Source organism: bacterium, assembly GCA_022763185.1.
In the GTDB taxonomy this organism is placed as follows: domain Bacteria; phylum Bdellovibrionota_G; class JALEGL01; order JALEGL01; family JALEGL01; genus JALEGL01.
The window spans coordinates 147038-165180 of the sequence record JALEGL010000003.1 but is presented as its reverse complement, the minus strand read 5'-3'; the positions used below and the strand labels follow the sequence as shown (position 1 = coordinate 165180).

The window sequence follows — 18143 nt, the reverse complement described above, 5'->3', positions numbered from 1 at the left end:
TTAAATACATAAATAAAGAAGTTCCTTATACCACAGTTGAAAATAAATTTTATTTTAATTTTATTGAACCCCAGCTTAGAAAATTATTGCTGTATATCTGCTCTTCTATATAAACTCATAAATACTAGCTTATAAAGTCTTATAAGACTTTACATGCATTACATTTCTTAGACATTCAATATTGAACACCATCATTTTAGGTGAAGCCTTTAATCTTCCAAAAGAAGTTTAAGGTATTTATCCGTTAACTCATATTCATAGTTGATAATTTCTTCAAAGTCGCTGTCAGCATCTTCATCAATTTGTATAGTAACCGGGAAGTTTTTTGAATTATATGTTCTATAGCTAATCGCATCACTTTGTCCATCACCATCTGCATCTCTTTCAACACGTATGATATTTCTATAGTCATCATAATAGAATTTACGTATATCATCATCTTGGCCGTTCGCGTCGTCGTCATCTCGAATTTCAGTGAGTAATTTTTCGCTATTGTATATATATGTGTATGTGCTCTCAAATATTCCATCCGCATTGTTATCATGAAAAGCTGTTATAAGCTGATTAAAAACATTATAGGCTTTTGTGATTCTTGAATCCATTGTACCATCTAAATTAAAGTCTCTTTCTTCAAGCAAAAGGTTCCCATGTTCATCATAAGTATAAAATAATTTTTCGTCAGCGATTTCATCTGCGTTGTAATCATAATCAACCCTAACTAAAAGATCGTTATCGTAAATATAATTTTCTATGATATCAACACTTCCGTTAGCATCTAAGTCCTGCTCTTTTTTAATTTTATTTCCTAAGCTATCATAACTAAATAATGATCTTTGGTCTGTAACTGTATCTCCATCATAATCATATTCAACTTGCAATAAATTGCCATAGTCATCATAATCAGCATGCATGATATAATCGATATTTCCATCGCCATCATAGTCTTCATCGTTGTATATTAAGTTATTATCCAAATCATAACTTGAATTGGATATACTTTCAGGTGTTCCATCACCATCTTGATCTCTATCACTGTAGGTTTCATTACCTCTTTCATCATATTCAGTCGTATTAATTTCATCAATATTATCATCAATACCTTCATCAAGGTGTATTACATTTAAATCTCCATAATCATTATAAAATGGAATACCTTTTGTATCATTTTGTCCATCGCCATCGTTATCAAAAAATGCTGATGAAAATCTTAAAAACTCAAACTGATACATTTCAGCATTAATTAAAGCTCTTATAGCTTCTATCTTTGATCGCGGTGCTTTTTGTAAATTGCTTTGCAACATAACTTTTCTAAACTGGATAATAAAATCATCTGAACGATCTAAAAAGTCTAAATCAAACACAGCCTCATTCATTTTTTCATGCACTTCTTTTGCAATGACTATACCGTTGACAAAATCTTGATCATTATCAATGGTTAATAAGCATAAAACCAGGTTCATCAACTTTTGAATTTCAGGATTATGGTCTTGAAGAAAACTTGTTGAACCATCATAGTGAGACAACATTAATTGTGTAGGGTAAGAAGCACGTACAATATCGCCTAATAAATATACATTTTTTTTAGCTTTAATTTTCCCCAATAAAACCTTACCCAACCAAAAACTGATTTCATCACCTTCATTGTATTTAAACTGACCAGAAGCATTGGTAAACCCCTCATCACCCGTGCTTGTTGTATATTTTAGTCCTTGAATGGTTGGAAGAGTTAGTGCCCCTGTTTGCAAACTTTTTGAAGGCTTCCCACATGCAATAAGTAATATCCCTAAAAGTGGCAAAAGTTTTTTATACATAGTAAAAAATATGACCTTTCTTTTAGCCCTGACATAATACCCATCTATTTTTCTATTGTATAAGGCTTATGTTTTTAATCAACGCATCTTATGTTGTCACTAGAGACAAGCTCAATTGTAACTTCAGTTGTCATAATAAAGTATTATGAATTACTTTATACAAACAGTTTTTTTATTCATAAATTCACGAATCCCAAATTCAGAAAGTTCCCGACCATAACCACTTTCTTTTACACCACCAAAAGGTAGTCTAGGATCTGACTTTACAAAGTCATTGATAAAACAAGCCCCTGCATCAATTTTTTGTGTGGCAATGGTTTTAGCTCTTTCTATATTTTCAGAAAAAATAGCACTGCCTAAACCATAAGCTGAATCATTGGCTATGTTAATTGCTTCATCAACCGAATTCACTTTAATCACTGTTATGACGGGGCCAAAAAGTTCTTCTGAGTAGGCGGTCATGCCTTTTTTAACATCCGTTAAAATAGTGGGCGGATAAAAGGCGCCTTTATTGGATGAATCTATTTTGCCTCCCAGTATACATTGAGCACCCTGTTCAATACTTTCTTGCACTTGTTTATGCAACTCGTCTCTTAAGTCATACCGTGCCATTGGGCCTATATCAGTGTCTTGCTTTTTAGGATCGCCCATTTTTTTATGACTCATTTCTTGTTTAAGTTTAGCCATAAATTCATCATAAACCTCTGCCATCACAATCAACCTTTTGGCTGCAATACAACTTTGCCCAGTATTGAGAAGACGACTTTCAGTAGACTTTTTTACTGCAAGATCAAGGTCTGCATCATTAAGAATAATATATGGATCACTTCCTCCCAGTTCAAGAACTGTTTTTTTTAAGTTTTTACCCGCCAGCTCTGCAACAGCTTTTCCAGCTTTTGTACTGCCCGTTAATGTTACAGCTCTAACTTTTTGATTCTCAATAATTTTTTTAATTTTTTTACTGCTTACAAGCAGTGTTTTAAAACAACCTTCATCATAACCTGCTTCTTTAAAAATTTTTTCAATTGCCAATGCACAGCCGCTAACGTTACTTGCATGTTTAAGAACAGCCACATTTCCAGCAACCAAATTAGGCACAGCAAATCTAAATACCTGCCAAAATGGATAATTCCACGGCATAATTGCAAGCACAAGCCCTATTGGAGAAAAGTAGACCTCACTACTGCTAAACTCTGTTTTTACAGTAAGCGGTTTTAAAAATTCTTTGGCGCGACTTGCATAATACTCACAAACCCAGGCGCATTTTTCAATCTCAGCTTCACCTTCAGCAATGGTTTTGCCCATTTCATCAGTCATCAAGTGCGCCAATTTATTTTTATCTGCAAGTAAACGTTCTTTGACTTTAAACAACATCTGACAGCGTTGATCAAGAGTTACTTCTCTCCACTTTAAAAATTGATCATGGCCAGTATTTATAATTTCTTCTATCTTCTCATCTGAAAATTCTTCATAACTTTTTATCGCGTCACCATTCAACGGATTAATTGATTGCATAAAACTCCTTAAAAACTATTGTGCTCATTTAACAAAGCTTATTGATTGTTAGATACATAGTAAGCTCATTCTTACTATAATTAGCCTAAGATTTATATAATGAATACTGCTTACTCTCTGCAACAAAACTTATATAGGCTAATAGAACTGCATAAAGTTGACAAGGCAATAGTTTCATGAGAAACAATTTTTTAATGGAATTTGACTGATGACTCAAATCATTGCGTCAAAGCCTCTAAACTCATAATGGATGTCTTTTATCACAAAAACAATTACCTAGACTTAAACCAATTTGGTATTCAAATCCCATCTCAAGGTCCTCAGTTTCAACGAATTGCCCAAATTTTAGAAACAGACAAAAAACATAGCCCTTCAATACATGATTTAGAGCATGATCTTTCAGTTGTCATTCAACCTGAAGATGTCTTGCGTGTTCATCAACAAAGTTATGTTGACCTTCTATATGGCAATGAGACGCAAAAAAGTGACCTTGTTAAAGCCTGTTATGAACTCATCAAACAGGATGGCAGTTATCATCGTTATAAACCAGAATCTGCACAATTATCATTGGAAACCCTAGTTTCAAGAGCTCTTAGTCAAACACAAGGTCTGATGTACAGTCTCAAACATGCTATTGATAATAGCGGTAGCACTTATTATTTGGGTGGAGGCTTTCACCATGCCATGGACTTTGGAGGTCGTGGATTTTGCATACTCAATGATATCGTAGTTGCGCTGCGCTGGGCACAAACAACATTGGGAATTCAAACAGCGTGGGTCATCGATGTTGATGCACATAAAGGGGATGGAACAGCACAAATCACCCAACACGATGGTACTATTATAAGCTTAAGTATTCACATGGGTGATGGTTGGCCTTTAGATCATGGAGATCCAGAAACTGACCCATGGTTTGTTGCAAGCAATATCGACATTCCAATTTACTCTGGTGAAGAGTCTCAGTACTTAGGTAAACTTAAAGAAGGTCTGTCTCAAATGCTTTCCAAATATAAAAAACCTGATGTTGTCTTGATTGTTCAAGGAGCAGATCCTTATGAACATGATGCCCTAGATAGCGCATCAAAACTAAACCTTAGTTTAGAGTTAATGTTGCAAAGAGATGCATGCTTACATGAGTTTATTGAGCAATTGAGTGTACCTTTTTGCTATTGTTCGTCTGGGGGTTATGGACCACAATCAGCTAATGTTTATTTAAATTTTTTCAAGCAAGTAAAACAAACATAGGAGTTTAACGATGGGTGTCATTGATCTAGTTATATTAGTTATTTATTTAGTAACCATGTTGGGGGTTGGTTTTTTCTTCATGAGAAAAAACGAAGGCTTGGATGATTATTATGTTGGTAGTCGTAAAATGAGTAGTTTTCATGTAGGTCTCTCAGTTGTTGCCACCGATGTTGGTGGAGGCTTCTCAATTGGCTTGGGAGGCTTAGGTTTTGCTATGGGTTTGTCCGGTTCATGGATGCTGTTTACAGGCCTGGTGGGTGCTTGGATTGCAGCTGTTTTCCTCATACCTAAAGTAAAAAAATTAGAAGAAACCAAAAAGTTCTACACTTTTCCACAAATCTTCCAACATTTTTTTGGTAATCGAGTGGCTTTGATTGCTGCTTTAATCACCACCTTAGGTTATATTGGTTTTACTTCCTCTCAATTGTTGGCCGGTGCAAAATTAGCTTCTGCAACTTTTCCATCCCTAGATATCAATACGGCCTTATTTTTTATGGGCACTTTAGCTATTGTCTATACAGCTATTGGTGGCATTAAAGCTGTCATTTATACTGACACTGCCCAATGGATGATTTTAATGGCCGGTCTTATTTTTATTGGCATCCCCGTCAGTCACTATGCCATTGGTGGCTTTGATGCTGTATTCGCTCATCTACCCAATAATCACCTCAGCCTCACCAATGTAAGCTGGCAAACCTTGGTTAACTGGGCCCTTACTATCACACCTATTTGGTTTGTTGGTATGACCCTGTATCAGAGAATTTACGCATGTAAAGATGTTAAAACAGCAAAAAGGGCCTGGTATATTGCAGGGCTATTAGAGTATCCTGTCATGGCTTTTATGGGTATTATACTTGGCATTTATTCTCGCGTTGCACTCGCGCAAGGCATGTTTACAGAATTGGGTTTTGCTGCTGGAAGTATGATTGATAGTGAACTGGGCATGCCTTTGTTACTCAGAACGGTTCTACCCAGTGGCCTCATGGGCTTGGTCTTGGCTGCTTATTTTTCAGCAATTCTATCCACTGCCGATAGTTGTTTGATGGCTGCTTCTGGTAGCGTAGTCAGTGACTTTGTAAAACCCAAAGATGAAAAAAAATCTTTGCGTTTTTCTCAAATAGCAACTTTAGTCATTGGCGCACTGTCTCTTTTGTTGGCTGGAATTTTTGAAAATGTCCTTTCTCTCATGCTATATTCATATAGTTTTATGGTTTCTGGTTTATTAATTCCTTTAATTGGCGCTTTATTTTTTAACCGAAGAGATCCAACAGCTGCAACTCTGGCAATGATTTTAGGTGGTGGAACAACCATCCTATTTTCTCTGGCTCCACCTTTCCCAGTACCGTTTGGTTTGGATGCTAACTTTATGGGCATTATGCTCGCAGCAGTTTTGTTTTTTTCAATTTCAAAAAAATCAACCCGGCCATGAAGAGCATTGAAAAGCTGATAAAACTCAGACATGACTTGCATCAACATGCTGAGCTGTCTCACCAAGAAAAAAAAACACAAGCTGTGCTCAAAGAATTTTTAAAGCCTTATGCTCCTAAAATAATTCCTTTGACTGATGGCAAAGCATTTTTGGCTGAGTTTGATTCAGGACAGCCAGGGCCTAATATTGTTTTTCGTGCAGACCTAGATGCGCTTCCTATAAAGGAAACTATTGAGCTAACGTACAGCTCAAAAAATAAAAACATCTCACACAAATGTGGGCACGACGGCCACATGACTCTGGTAGCCTCTCTTGCTCAGGCATGGCAAGAACAAAATAAAAAAATAGGCAAATTAGGTTTATTGTTTCAACATGCAGAAGAACAAGGTGAAGGTGCTATAGAAATTGTCAAAGATGAGGCATTTAAACAATGGCAAGCCGATATGATTTTTGGTTTTCATAATATTCCCGGTATAGCGGAACAAACTGTTGTTTGCATAAAAGATACTTTTGCATGCACATCAAAAGGAATTAAATTTATATATTCAGGTAAAACGTCTCATGCTGGGGAACCTCACTTATCTCGTTCGCCAATGCCGGCTTTGCTTGATTTGTATAATAAAGCTCTCGATAGTGTCAGCGATGCATTCGATGACAACTTTTTCTTAGCCACACCTGTTTTTTTTAATCTTGGCCATGAAAACTATGGCATCAGCCCTGGAAATGGCTGTGCGGCTTTTACATTGAGAAGTAAACATAGCAACATATTAAAAAAGAAAGAATCTCAACTGATTGAGCATGCAAAATATCTGGCAAAAATGCATAAGCTCACTTTAGACATTGAAAGCAAAGAATATTTCCCTGCAACAACCATAAACTCAAAGCTTATCCCTTTAATTGATGCCGCAGCTACAGCAACACAACTGAAAGTTCACAATAAAGATTTTCCTTATTTATGGTCTGAAGATTTTGGCCACTACACACAAGCATTATCAGGTATTTATTTTGGTTTAGGAGTTGGTTGTGAGGTTAGTGAACTCCACAGTCCCTTCTATAACTTTAATGATGATGTTATTGAGCCTTACAGTAAATTCCTGAAACAGCTATGGGTGGTTGCTATGAATCAATACAAGCGTTAAAGAGTAAACCACCATGATATGTACGTCTTATATTGAGCTAGACTCTTTACACTACGCTCAAAACATTAAATTTATAAAAAAACTTGCTGGCATGAAAACCAATGTATGTGCAGTTATCAAAGGCAATGCTTATGGTCATGGTGCCAGTGAAATAGCTATCATGGCGCAAAAAAATCATATCAATACACTGGCCGTTTTTAGTGCTCAGGAAGCTTTTCAAGTTCTCAGAGCCATTGACCGTCATAAAACCCGTTTAATTATTATGGGAAACCTTGATGCTTCTGAAATAGACTGGGCTTTAGAAAATAATATTGAGCTTTTTGTTCATGATCTTCATAGCTTTAATCTTATTCAAGTTGCTGCTAGAAAACTAAATAAAAAAGCATTAATTCACCTTGAAATTGAAACAGGAATGAATCGCTTTGGTTTGGAATCATCAGACCTTGAGATAATAGCTAAACTTTACAAAAATCAACAAAACTCAGTGCGAATAGAAGGTTTGTGTACACATTATTCAGGTGCAGAGTCTATTTCTAATTTTGAACGCGTTAAATCACAAATTAAACAGTATGATAAATTATCCAAAATTTTCTTGCCTCAACTTGGCTCATCAATCACAAAACATACAGCTTGCTCAGCAGCCATGATTCGCTTTCCAAAAACACGCTACGATATGGTTCGCATTGGAATATTGCAATACGGTCTCTGGCCTAGTCAGGAAACTCGCATTGATTATTCAGTTAAAAAAAATAAAGATATCAATCCCCTTTCGCCTGTTTTAAGTTGGAAAACCAAAGTCTTATCGCTTAAAAAAGTCTCTAAAGGTCAATTTATAGGCTATGGAACATCATACCAAGCCAGTGAAGATAAACACCTTGCTATTATTCCTGTTGGTTATGCCAATGGGTTTTCAAGAAGTTTAAGCAACCAAGGCATTGTGCTTATTCGAGGTAAACGTGCTCCTGTTACGGGTATTGTCAATATGAATGTTGTTTCTGTCGATGTCACAAAGATACCCGAAGTTTGTATTGGTGATGATGTTACTTTGATTGGAAAAGATGGTGAAGAAGAAATATCTATCGCTTCATTTGCAGATTACAGTAGCCAACTTAATTACGAACTACTAACTCGCTTACCTTCGGACATACCCAGAATCATCAAATGACTTTTTTTTCTATATATCGAGAGTTCATCAAACTCAGAACCCCCATGTACTTTATATCAAACCTTACAATACTACCCAGAACGTAATTTTGCTTTCCTTTTTTAAGTTCTACTACCAACATATCAGAACTGGCTTTAACAATTTCCAAGTCTGGATCTTCAGGCGTTAAATATTCTGGGTTAACATCCAGCGTTCCAATATCCAAAATTGCTCGATAGGATTTTTTACCATAGTCTTCAGGATTAACTTCATGCGTTTCACCTCTGGGATCTTCATCGAGCTCACCAAGAGGAACAATTGGTTTTTCATACAACTCTATAATTTCAGAAAAAAGTTGAAAAACATTGGGGAAAAAGCCAGGCAAAGTTTTTTTATCAAAAAGATCAGCACCAAAAAACAAGGCTTCACCCACTCTAAAATGGTTAACACTTTGTGGAAGTTGCTTTCTATAAATAAGAGGAATGGTTACGGTGCTGCCTCCTGATATAATGGGTAGTTTTCTTTTAAATTTAAGTTCTATAATTTGCCGATACAAACCCAATTGAACCAATTTATCATGCGATGGCATCACTCCAAAAAGACAGTTTAAGTTTGTCCCAATACCAATAACTTTTATCCCTTTAAGCTTAAAGGTTTTTTCATAAAATTGTATAACATCATTACCCATAACACCTTCACGCAAATCTCCCATCTCAATCATGATTATAATTTTATGAACTCTTTTTTGTTTACGGGCTTCTTTGGCAAGTAGCTTGATATTTGAAAGTTCCGTATTCAAACTTATATCTGCATACTTTACAACTGATGCTATAGCATTTCTAGATGGAGGTTTGATGTATATTGTTTCTATTTCTGGATCTAGTGATTTTATAGCTTTAAGATTACTCACTCGTGATTCGCAAATTTGCTTGGGTTGAAGATCTAAAACTTCTTGTAAAAACATCTTGTTACCACACAACACTTTGGTGGTAACAGCCCAATTGATCTTATTTTTTGTAAATAATTTTTGCAGTTGCTTATAATTATGCTTCAAACGATCACGATACATTTCAAGACGAGCCATCTGGAAACCACCTCATCTCTAAATACTTGTTCTTAAAACCTAACTTTTCATAGAGATGAAAAGCTGGGTTATCTTGTTCTACATGAAGCGCAATTGCCTCACCCAAATCATTTTGAATGTATTGAATAAGCTTTTTACCAATTCCTTGCCCTCTAAAGTTTTTATCTACTGCAATATATACCAAAATATAGGGAGGGATAAAGCCTTGCATATTTGTCTTTAGAACAATCGAAACACCTTTTATTTTTTGATTTTCAATAGAAACATAAATATACCCACCTTTAGAAGTGGTATCTCGAGCATAATGGATACACTCTAATATAGATGTCTTATCATCACCAAAACGATCCAGATGCTGATATAAAAAGTCTCTAATTTCTATTACTTGTTCCTCTGAAAAAGTAGTGTTTGGGCTAATTTTTTTAATCATAGTATTTAATAAAGATTTATTCATTGACGGGTATATTCTTTTTTACCCTCATATTTTCATCTGAAGAGCTAAGCTCTTCATTTAACCTTTCTGCAGCATCCAATACTGGTGCAGATGAAAGATCTTGAGCATCAATCAGCATAACTAATTGCTCTAAGTCTGCTTTAATCTGCTGTTTAATGCCGTCGGACAATGAAGATAAGCCTTGCAACATTTTTTTTTGCATTGACTTTGGTGACCCCTCAACAACTTGTTTACCCTTCGGAGTAATCACTGCTTTTATAACTCGACGATCATTGCCTTCTCTTTTTCTATGTACAAAAAATTTACGTTCTAAAACATCAATAATTTTTGTTACACTACTGGGCGAAACATGAATAAGCTTACTCAACTCGCGGAAAGAAAGCTCACCTCGGTCAGCCAATTCGGTCAAACAGGCTAACTGGGAAGCATTTAAACCACTCTTACTTTTCACTTCTTGCGAAAAAAGTGCTACAGCTCTAATTAATTTTCTTAATTGGGTAATAATTTCAAAGTCAACATTTGAATTTAAATGATTCACTAGAATAATGTTTCTCAAGAAACAATTTAATTGTCAATGTTTCTCATTTCTTAAGGTGAAAACTTGCTTGCTTAAACATAACACATGCTTAAGTCGTTACATGTTTATCTTATTTGCCTATAATTTTTTTTAAAACAAGACTGCTGCTTCCCAGTAAAAAAGCTCCCCAGACTAAATCTAAGACAATAAGATTTAATGGCCACTGTTTTAAAATTGCGTGGTTGGTAAAATCAAAAACACCGTAGACGATGGCACCAAACAAGCCCCCATATATAAATGTTAACAGTAAAGACTGATGTTTTATGATACAGGGCCTCACAAAAATCATCAAACCCAATGTCATTAATATATATACAATGGCTGCTGACCAAAGCACAATACCATGTTGTCTAAAAACTGTTTCTGCATGTTTAAGAAAAACTTTACCTACAATATACTTTAGCCAGATGGCATCTATGAAAACCATATATAACAAAACTACACTAAAAGTTTTTATATAATTTATAATCATTACATTATTAATAATGCTGCTAACATAGAATAAATCAAGAAAAAATCTTTATTAATATGTTGTTAACTTTAAATTGCTCTCTTTCGATTTTGATTCGGGACTTTATATTATTAGAGGTAGGGACTTTTTAATTGTACTGATACTCAGTGAAGCGTTTATTTTTCTATTACAAACTTTATTTTTTTATACGTTTATTCCAATACCTGCATGTCATCTTAATTTTTTATCATTTAGACCTTCTATATTTATTTTTTAACAGTCAATCAATTCTAAATATTTTTTCAATGAACGAAGGTACCTTAAGACAGAGTGATGTCTGGCTTGTGTTAATTGCTTTTTAATATAGTTTTTATTTTTTTCTTGCTCTATGCCCATAGAATATAAGTTAAGTGCTCTAAACAGTTTAATGGCTAAGAAATCAGGAAACACTTTAATTCCTTCATTGAAAACTTCATTTGCTTGATCAAACTTTTTAAGGTTTCTTAAAGTGCTGCCATATTGAACATAAAAGCATGGCTGGTCCTCCATGGGTAAAGTTTCAACCCCCATCATTTTTACTTTTTGATAGTACACGGCAGCTTTGTCTTCTTGACCTATACTATCCCACCCACCGGCATACTCAAAACAGGCTTTAGTGTTGTTAGGATCTTGTTCGTATATTCCTTCTAACATTTTCATACCTCTATCGAGAGACGCAGGATCATCCACTTTACGCAAATGTTGAAAAGCTATCTTGTAAAAATTATCCATGGTCATATTGAAGACCCTAACACAATCAAATTTTAATTTCTCTATTTTATAAAAACGGTTTATATATGCACACCTAAACTCAATACAATTAAAGCCCTAAAAAATATAAATCTATTAATAATTTAAATATAAACTTTAAAGGTCAATTTCAACCCACTTTAATTTTGGATTATTATTTAATACTTTTTTAAGACTCTGTTTTTGACTTTGATCTAGATTATTTTTTGTAAATAAATTCCCTTCTAAATTTAAGGATATATCTTTTTCTAAATTTTTAATTTTTTTTTCTTGCGTAAACAAAACCCAACGATCTAAAATATCAGCTGGTAATGCTGTGCTTCTTGCATACCATAAAGCAACATCTCTCCCCATGGGTGAATAAATCAGCGCAGGTTTTTCACTTAACTTAATGATAGGGCTTGCTTTGTCAATTAGTTTTTTAGCGTTGGCATCTTGTTTTAAAAAAGCATGTACGCTAGCGCTGTTTGTGTTTTGTTGAGTAAAAAAATACACCTGCTCAACACTAAAAACCAATAGCAAGATGCCCATCACAAGCTTAAGCCTTGATGAACTTAGCTTCATCATTTTAGCCACCATTTCCATACCTATCACACAAAAAATGATAAGCACCGGCCACAGTCCATAAAAATACTTTAAGTTGGGGCCAAGGAAGGAAAAGAAAAACATAGATAACAATAAAAAATTTCTAAGAAATACCAAAGAGTAAAACTTTTCTTGTTTTTCGTTGTACAATGACTTGATATAGCTAGAAAACAAACCAATACAAAAGAAAGGTGCTAGATAAAATGGTAGAGGGCTTTTTCCCACTAAAACATGGACCTGCTCTACAACAAAATGTCCAAATTGATAAAACTTAAATGGAAAGAGCAAAACTTGATAAAAAACTTGTAAAAAATGCTCTTTTTTTACAAGTGCATAGGAGCCTCTATATAAAAATGCTTCAATACTCGTATCACTAAGTGCTAACATAGTATAAAGTATGCTTATAGTGGCTAAAGGCAAAAGAACTGCCATTATAATTTTATTTTTATGGTACAAAACACAGCTAATAAAAAATGCCAATGACAAAGCCGTTATATAAACACGAAAACCCGAATACGTAACAAGACCCAATGTACAGGTAGCAAGAGCCATTAAAAACATTAAACCTTGAAATTTTCTTTGATTGCTAAAGCTTTCTTTACTATTGAGAATTTTTTCAAGAAATAATAAACCGCATAAAACCCAAAATGGAGTGATTGAATTACGGGTTAAGATTTGCATTAAACACAATGCATAGTTAGAAAAGATAAAAAGAAAACTACCACTAAAAGCCCAAAAAGAAGAAACAAGTCTTCGAAAAATAACATACAAAAGCACTGTGTTGAGTGTAAAAAATACAATATGAAAAACTCTTATGGCCAATAAACCATCCTTAAAACCAAAGTTCATAAGAAAAAAAGAGTAGATATAGGTTACAAACGACTCAATGCTAGAAACAACCCAATTGGCGGAAAAACTTGGAGTGAGAATAAAAAAGCCCTCTGGCCTATCCAATGCTTGCAAAAGTTCGGTACATTCATCGCCAAACAATGGCCTTCCTATTGTATGCGCAAAAATGCCCATGACCATAGCCAGCAAAGCTAGGATAAAAATTAAACTTTTACCTTTACGCATTTATAGTCATTATAGCAAAAACTAAAAAATCTAAAAATTATGCTCTAAATATTGTAATTGAATATTATGTCTAATCACTGTTATGTTTACCCAAAGCTTTTCCCCATAGTTCAAGAATGATATAAATATTCTAAGTTTTAAAATTATTAGAAGGAAAAAAATAACCATGAGGCATTTATTAATAATATCTTTTCTAGCATTGAGTATATTGGCCTGCCAGAACGAAGATAAATTTTCAATTGATACTACACTTGTTCCTAAGTCAGATAATTTTGTTCCATTAAATGAAGCTCCAACACGACTCGTTCATGGTCAAAAAGTCTATGTCCCCATATACTCATCTATATACACGCACTTAAAAAAATTGACTCATCTTTCAGCTATTTTAAGTATTAGAAACATCTCAGAAAAAGATATAATTGTTATTTCACAAGTAGACTATTATGATACCAATGGGAAATTATTAAAAAAATTCATAGACACACCCTTTTCTTTACAAAAAATGTCATCCAAAGATTTTATTATTCCTGAATCTGATCTTTCAGGAGGTAGTGGTGCCAACTTTGTTGTAAAATGGGAAACAGAGAAAAAAGTATCTGCTCCCATCATTGAATCAGTCATGATTGGAATTCTAGGCACCCAAGGTTTTGCTTTTACATCTAGAGCTAAAGAAATAGAAGCTAGCTTTTAATATTGAATAGCTATTGTACAGTGTAGATTATTTTAATGCATCACGAATATATTTAATAGCTTGTTCATCCGTATCTACAAAAACAAATAAATCATCTAAATTTTTATTCTTGGGTAAAAACCCCAAGTCTTTCATTTTATTGTATTGTGCCAACAAAGGATCATAAAAACCATTATGGTTTAAAAAAACGATGGGTTTATCATGAAAGCCTTGTTTTTTTTCTTCAATAGCCTGCGTAATTTCATCTAAAGTTCCATTACCACCTGGCAAAGCAATAAAAGCATCGGCATGCTTTTGCAGCAGTTGCTTTCTCTCATTTAAATCTTTAGCAATAATCAGCTCTGTCAAATTAGACATACTAACGTACTTTAGGCTTTCCATTGAAATACCTGCTACTTTACCCTTATGATTTAATACAGTATCTGCTAGCACTTTCATCAAACCGGTTCCTGAACCACCAAAAATCAAGCAAAACCCTTGCTCAACCATCAATCTAGCAAGGTTTTCTGTAAGATCAATCATGCTTTTATCTTCAGAATAAGCGGATAAGTAAACAGTAACATTTTTCATAATTGGTATTTTATATCTCCCAGTTTAGCCAACACATAATTTGCTCATCAGAGGTATTATTTTTATTGACCCATTCATAAATACTTTTCCATCCTAATATCACTCCAATATTGACCATTCCAATAAGTAAAGTTTTCTAATGCCCCTATTTCTTGATAACCCAATTTTTTATAAAACTGGATTGCCCTAGTATTAAACTCAAACACACCCAATTCCACTCTTTTTAAGCCCAATTGTATAGACTCTTGCTCAAAGAATTTCATGGCTTTTTGGCCAGCGCCCTTCCCCCAGTAGCTTTTTTCTCCAATACATAAGCCTAACCAACTGCTGTGATTTATTTTTTTGTACAAATGTGCTGGGTCTATATGGATAGAAAATTGACCTAGGGGCTTATCTTGATCATAAACAAGGTAGGTATATTTTTTTTTACCTTTTTCTAAGTGACACTTCTCTTTAAGCTGGTCAAAATTGATGGGAATAAATTTTTGGTTTCTGTCTTTAACAGGCGTTATAAGATGGTATATACTGACATCATTTTCCCATTTCAATAAAGCCATGAGTTGTTGATCATCATTTATGTTTAATTTTTTATAATGAATCATTATTGTACATCTTTATCCTACAACAAAAAACCCAAACAGCCGACTAAGAGTCCTGCCATGATATAGTTGAAGTATTTTAGTTTTTTGGGGTCTTTTAAAAAATTGCCAAGCTTACTTCCAGCAAAAGACCAAGTACTTACACAAGGAATATTAACAAATGTAAAAACCATAACCATAACAATAACCGCTTTAAATGTTGCATTGGGAGAAAACAAAGATACCGCTGTAAGTGCCATAGCCCATGCTTTTGGATTCACCCATTGAAATAAAGCAGCTTCAATAAATGAAATGGGGGTTTTGGAGCGCTTGCCTTTTTCTATACTTGATGATGTTGCAATTTTATAAGCCAAGAAAAACAAAAAAAGTACGCAGCAAACTTTTAATATTGTTTCTATGATTGGATAGCTTTTAAAAACAAGGCTTAAACCCAAGCCTAACATCATGAGCATAAAGGCAAAACCTAAACTGATCCCGAGAATATGTGGAATGGTTTTTTTAAAACCAAAATTGGTGGCACTGGCCAAGACCATAAGATTGTTAGGGCCAGGTGTAATCGAAGACACAAATGCAAAAATAACAATGGCTAAAATTTGTTCTACATTCATGTTAATTTTAATCGTTTAGAGATCTATACCGCAAACCAATTGTATTTATGCTTACGGTATAGATCTGTAGATTTTACTTCCTTATTTATTTTTTAAACTTTTTAAAAATGCCTTTTCACTAAATGGCCGTTTTAAAAAAGCCTCTATAAGCTCTACTATAGGTCTCTCATGCCCACTTTCAAGAAGCTTACGATAATCCATCCCGGTTTTTGGGTTGAGCATCCCCTCTTTTTTAAAGCGGGTCAACATATCCATGGCATAAATTTCTGACCAAATGTAACCATAGTAGCCGGCATTGTAACTTGAGCTGGCCAAATGACCAAAAGATGCTTGACGGTACAAACCATCTACCGGCTCACGTTTAAATATCTCTTTAAACTTTTCATTCCATATCTTGGTTGTGTCTACAGGTTCTATTGCTTTGTGATACGCCATATCCACCAATGCATAATGAATTTGACTCACATAAAAAGCTGGCAAAGAAAAGTACTTTCCTTTTTTCATTTTATCTAAAAATGCTTTAGGCAGTTTTTCTCCGGTTTTGTAATGCCCAGAAATCACTTCCAAGGTTTCTGCATCCCATACCCAGGGTTCTAACATTTGAGAAAAACCTTCAATGATATCCAATGGACGTGTCATTTTACTTAAATGATAATGCTTGGTATTGGACAACAAATCATCCATGATATGTCCAAACTCATGGAAATAGGTTTCAACATCACCATGCGTGCTCAAGGAAGGTAAAGTAGTCTTACCTTTTTTATCTCTTGTTGGTGGAGTGAAATTGGTGACCATCACTGCATCAGGGACAATTTTTTCACCACTGAGTGGTTGATGCCTGATGTCTATATTAAAGGCTGCATAATGTTTGTACGGCTTATTATCTCTTGAGTATAAGTCTAAATAGATATTCCCCAATAAATCACCTGTTTTAGTGTCATAAGCATGATAGGCCCTTACATCTTCATGCCACACTTTTGGCTTTTTCATTTCTTCAAAGCGCATGGAGAACAGTTGCGCATAAATCTCAAAGGTACCCTCCACCACTTTTTCTGTTGGGAAGTATTCTTTAACTTTTTCTGAGTCTATTTTAAATACGCGTTCTTTGTATTTATTACTGTAATAAGCCATATCCCAGGGATACAGTTCTAATTTTTTCCACTGTGATTTTTTACAGTTATCTAAATCTCTGCATTTTTCTTTTTTTAAAGTCTTTCTATAGTTTTGATAGGGCTTAAACATTTTTTTGTAGATAGCAGTCAATTTTTTCTCTACATTTTCTGGCGTTCCAGCCAACCTTTCATCTAACTCCATGACCAAATGCGCATAAGATTCTGCATCAAACACTTTGGCAATCTCTTGTTTTACTGCAATCAGTTTTTCTAAAACCTCTACATTTTCTGGAGCTCGAGTATTGTAGGCTCTATAAAACTTTTCTCGTATGTCTGCATTATCGGCATAAGTTAAAATAGCTTTATAAATATTATTATCTAGTGTGACCTTTACTGTTCCGTCTTTTTGTTTAAATCTCAACCAATCATTTTCTGATACTCCAGTCAGGTCTTCAGGCTTAAGCTCAATCTCAACTTTAGACTCTCCATAGTTTTTACTGTACTCACGTTCATACTCACTAACTTGAGCTTTTAAAGCTTTAAACTTTTTCAGTTTATCTGCATCTAAACCAAAACCGTTTTTACCAAACTGGTTTAAAAAATAGTTCAACAAGCGTTTCTGATCATACTTAAGTTTTTCTTCTCTTTTTTCTGTTCTGGCTGAAAAATTAGACAACACTTGATAAAGTTTTTCATTGGTATACATTTCAACGGGGAAATTTAAAAAAGCTTCCTTGCAGTCTGCTCCAGCATTTCTTACTTTTTCATTGGGACTGACGGCTTCCATTAAATAAGATATTTCCATTTTATGGGCATACAAACCATAAGCATCATCTAATTTTTTAACTGTTAGATTAAAATCTTCTTCTAGTGAGCGTTTATCTACAGATGATGACTCTTTTTTTTCTGTCTTGATAATAGTTGCTATGGCTTGATCAACTTTTTTTTGAGCCCCATCACAATATTTTTTTAATTGCCTGGCGCTCATTGCATAATTGGTATTGGCTGCATACAGTGGCCATAAAAAGGCAAAAGTCAATAATAACGCTTTTAAAGTCAATAAGTTAAATAAATTGTTTTTCATGCATTCTCCTTACCGTAAACACGATCTCAACATAAGTAGATTTATGAGGCTTAAGATTTTATTTAAAACGTACCCTTTGTGCCGTCAAGTTAATGTAAAAGAAAAAACAAACAAACTTTTTTAAAAATCGTTCACAGCGCTATTACTTTATTTAGCCTTAAATAATAAGGCACTTTTTAGTA

Annotated in this window: 17 protein-coding genes; 5 read left to right on the top strand and 12 right to left on the bottom strand. The window is 34.3% G+C overall.

What is annotated here, in order from left to right; all coding sequences use genetic code 11:
• Positions 1 to 209: 209 nt before the first annotated feature.
• Together MRY82_01175 and MRY82_01170 are read right to left on the bottom strand one after the other, a co-directional pair.
• A complete protein-coding gene (locus MRY82_01175; GenBank protein MCI5071539.1) occupies positions 210 to 1745 on the bottom strand; it encodes a hypothetical protein in 1536 nt (511 codons plus the stop codon).
• A gap of 216 nt (positions 1746 to 1961) precedes the next feature.
• Positions 1962 to 3326, bottom strand: coding sequence for an NAD-dependent succinate-semialdehyde dehydrogenase (locus MRY82_01170; GenBank protein ID MCI5071538.1), 1365 nt, complete (start codon positions 3324 to 3326; stop codon positions 1962 to 1964).
• A gap of 246 nt (positions 3327 to 3572) precedes the next feature.
• Between MRY82_01170 and MRY82_01165 the strand changes: the two genes are divergently transcribed.
• From MRY82_01165 to alr, 4 genes are read left to right on the top strand one after another with little or no spacing between them, the layout of a single operon-like run.
• Entirely contained in the window at positions 3573 to 4571 is a 999-nt protein-coding gene (locus MRY82_01165) for a histone deacetylase (protein MCI5071537.1), read from the top strand.
• Between the two features lie 10 nt (positions 4572 to 4581).
• Complete coding sequence (locus tag MRY82_01160) at positions 4582 to 6000, top strand: sodium:solute symporter family protein (GenBank protein MCI5071536.1); 1419 nt, start codon at positions 4582 to 4584, stop codon at positions 5998 to 6000.
• On the top strand, positions 5997 to 7139 hold the full coding sequence (locus MRY82_01155; protein ID MCI5071535.1) for an amidohydrolase: 1143 nt from the start codon (positions 5997 to 5999) through the stop codon (positions 7137 to 7139). The genes MRY82_01160 and MRY82_01155 overlap by 4 nt, the downstream gene beginning before the upstream one ends.
• Before the next feature lie 13 nt (positions 7140 to 7152).
• Positions 7153 to 8304 (top strand): alanine racemase, encoded by a 1152-nt coding sequence (alr, locus tag MRY82_01150; protein ID MCI5071534.1) that lies wholly within the window; start codon positions 7153 to 7155, stop codon positions 8302 to 8304.
• On the opposite strand, the gene MRY82_01145 is transcribed toward alr, so the two are convergent.
• The 6 genes from MRY82_01145 to MRY82_01120 all read right to left on the bottom strand — a co-directional run bounded on the left by MRY82_01145 (position 8297) and on the right by MRY82_01120 (position 13297).
• Positions 8297 to 9367: an alanine racemase gene (locus MRY82_01145; protein ID MCI5071533.1), complete on the bottom strand. Its 1071-nt coding sequence runs from the start codon at positions 9365 to 9367 to the stop codon at positions 8297 to 8299. The genes alr and MRY82_01145 overlap by 8 nt on opposite strands.
• Positions 9354 to 9821 carry a GNAT family N-acetyltransferase gene (locus tag MRY82_01140; GenBank protein MCI5071532.1) on the bottom strand — a complete coding sequence of 156 codons (468 nt, stop codon included), beginning with the start codon at positions 9819 to 9821 and terminating at the stop codon, positions 9354 to 9356. The genes MRY82_01145 and MRY82_01140 overlap by 14 nt, the downstream gene beginning before the upstream one ends.
• A complete protein-coding gene (locus MRY82_01135; GenBank protein MCI5071531.1) occupies positions 9814 to 10359 on the bottom strand; it encodes a MarR family transcriptional regulator in 546 nt (181 codons plus the stop codon). The genes MRY82_01140 and MRY82_01135 overlap by 8 nt, the downstream gene beginning before the upstream one ends.
• A 109-nt stretch (positions 10360 to 10468) precedes the next feature.
• Positions 10469 to 10825: a DUF2177 family protein gene (locus MRY82_01130; GenBank protein ID MCI5071530.1), complete on the bottom strand. Its 357-nt coding sequence runs from the start codon at positions 10823 to 10825 to the stop codon at positions 10469 to 10471.
• 297 nt (positions 10826 to 11122) lie between these two features.
• Positions 11123 to 11626 carry a tetratricopeptide repeat protein gene (locus tag MRY82_01125; protein ID MCI5071529.1) on the bottom strand — a complete coding sequence of 168 codons (504 nt, stop codon included), beginning with the start codon at positions 11624 to 11626 and terminating at the stop codon, positions 11123 to 11125.
• 129 nt (positions 11627 to 11755) lie between these two features.
• Positions 11756 to 13297 carry a hypothetical protein gene (locus tag MRY82_01120; protein MCI5071528.1) on the bottom strand — a complete coding sequence of 514 codons (1542 nt, stop codon included), beginning with the start codon at positions 13295 to 13297 and terminating at the stop codon, positions 11756 to 11758.
• A 166-nt stretch (positions 13298 to 13463) separates the two neighbouring features.
• Between MRY82_01120 and MRY82_01115 the strand changes: the two genes are divergently transcribed.
• Positions 13464 to 13988 carry a DUF3124 domain-containing protein gene (locus MRY82_01115; GenBank protein MCI5071527.1) on the top strand — a complete coding sequence of 175 codons (525 nt, stop codon included), beginning with the start codon at positions 13464 to 13466 and terminating at the stop codon, positions 13986 to 13988.
• Between the two features lie 27 nt (positions 13989 to 14015).
• Here the strand turns inward: MRY82_01115 and MRY82_01110 are convergent, their stop codons facing one another.
• The 4 genes from MRY82_01110 to MRY82_01095 form a co-directional block, all read right to left on the bottom strand.
• Positions 14016 to 14558, bottom strand: coding sequence for a TIGR00730 family Rossman fold protein (locus tag MRY82_01110; GenBank protein ID MCI5071526.1), 543 nt, complete (start codon positions 14556 to 14558; stop codon positions 14016 to 14018).
• 74 nt (positions 14559 to 14632) lie between these two features.
• A complete protein-coding gene (locus tag MRY82_01105; protein ID MCI5071525.1) occupies positions 14633 to 15160 on the bottom strand; it encodes a GNAT family N-acetyltransferase in 528 nt (175 codons plus the stop codon).
• Positions 15161 to 15177: 17 nt separating this feature from the next.
• On the bottom strand, positions 15178 to 15765 hold the full coding sequence (locus MRY82_01100) for a LysE family translocator (GenBank protein ID MCI5071524.1): 588 nt from the start codon (positions 15763 to 15765) through the stop codon (positions 15178 to 15180).
• Positions 15766 to 15846: 81 nt separating this feature from the next.
• Positions 15847 to 17961: a Zn-dependent oligopeptidase gene (locus MRY82_01095; protein ID MCI5071523.1), complete on the bottom strand. Its 2115-nt coding sequence runs from the start codon at positions 17959 to 17961 to the stop codon at positions 15847 to 15849.
• Positions 17962 to 18143: the final 182 nt, after the last annotated feature.

Excerpts from the sequence above, each read along its gene's own strand:
- MRY82_01140 (MCI5071532.1), bottom strand. The coding sequence starts at position 9,821 with ATGAATAAATCTTTATTAAATACTATGATTAAAAAAATTAGCCCAAAC.
- MRY82_01110 (MCI5071526.1), bottom strand. The coding sequence starts at position 14,558 with ATGAAAAATGTTACTGTTTACTTATCCGCTTATTCTGAAGATAAAAGC.
- MRY82_01130 (MCI5071530.1), bottom strand. The coding sequence starts at position 10,825 with ATGGTTTTCATAGATGCCATCTGGCTAAAGTATATTGTAGGTAAAGTT.
- MRY82_01160 (MCI5071536.1), top strand. The coding sequence starts at position 4,582 with ATGGGTGTCATTGATCTAGTTATATTAGTTATTTATTTAGTAACCATG.
- MRY82_01105 (MCI5071525.1), bottom strand. The coding sequence starts at position 15,160 with ATGATTCATTATAAAAAATTAAACATAAATGATGATCAACAACTCATG.
- MRY82_01165 (MCI5071537.1), top strand. The coding sequence starts at position 3,573 with ATGGATGTCTTTTATCACAAAAACAATTACCTAGACTTAAACCAATTT.
- MRY82_01125 (MCI5071529.1), bottom strand. The coding sequence starts at position 11,626 with ATGACCATGGATAATTTTTACAAGATAGCTTTTCAACATTTGCGTAAA.
- MRY82_01170 (MCI5071538.1), bottom strand. The coding sequence starts at position 3,326 with ATGCAATCAATTAATCCGTTGAATGGTGACGCGATAAAAAGTTATGAA.
- MRY82_01095 (MCI5071523.1), bottom strand. The coding sequence starts at position 17,961 with ATGAAAAACAATTTATTTAACTTATTGACTTTAAAAGCGTTATTATTG.
- MRY82_01155 (MCI5071535.1), top strand. The coding sequence starts at position 5,997 with ATGAAGAGCATTGAAAAGCTGATAAAACTCAGACATGACTTGCATCAA.
- MRY82_01100 (MCI5071524.1), bottom strand. The coding sequence starts at position 15,765 with ATGAATGTAGAACAAATTTTAGCCATTGTTATTTTTGCATTTGTGTCT.
- MRY82_01145 (MCI5071533.1), bottom strand. The coding sequence starts at position 9,367 with ATGGCTCGTCTTGAAATGTATCGTGATCGTTTGAAGCATAATTATAAG.
- MRY82_01120 (MCI5071528.1), bottom strand. The coding sequence starts at position 13,297 with ATGCGTAAAGGTAAAAGTTTAATTTTTATCCTAGCTTTGCTGGCTATG.
- MRY82_01115 (MCI5071527.1), top strand. The coding sequence starts at position 13,464 with ATGAGGCATTTATTAATAATATCTTTTCTAGCATTGAGTATATTGGCC.
- alr (MCI5071534.1), top strand. The coding sequence starts at position 7,153 with ATGATATGTACGTCTTATATTGAGCTAGACTCTTTACACTACGCTCAA.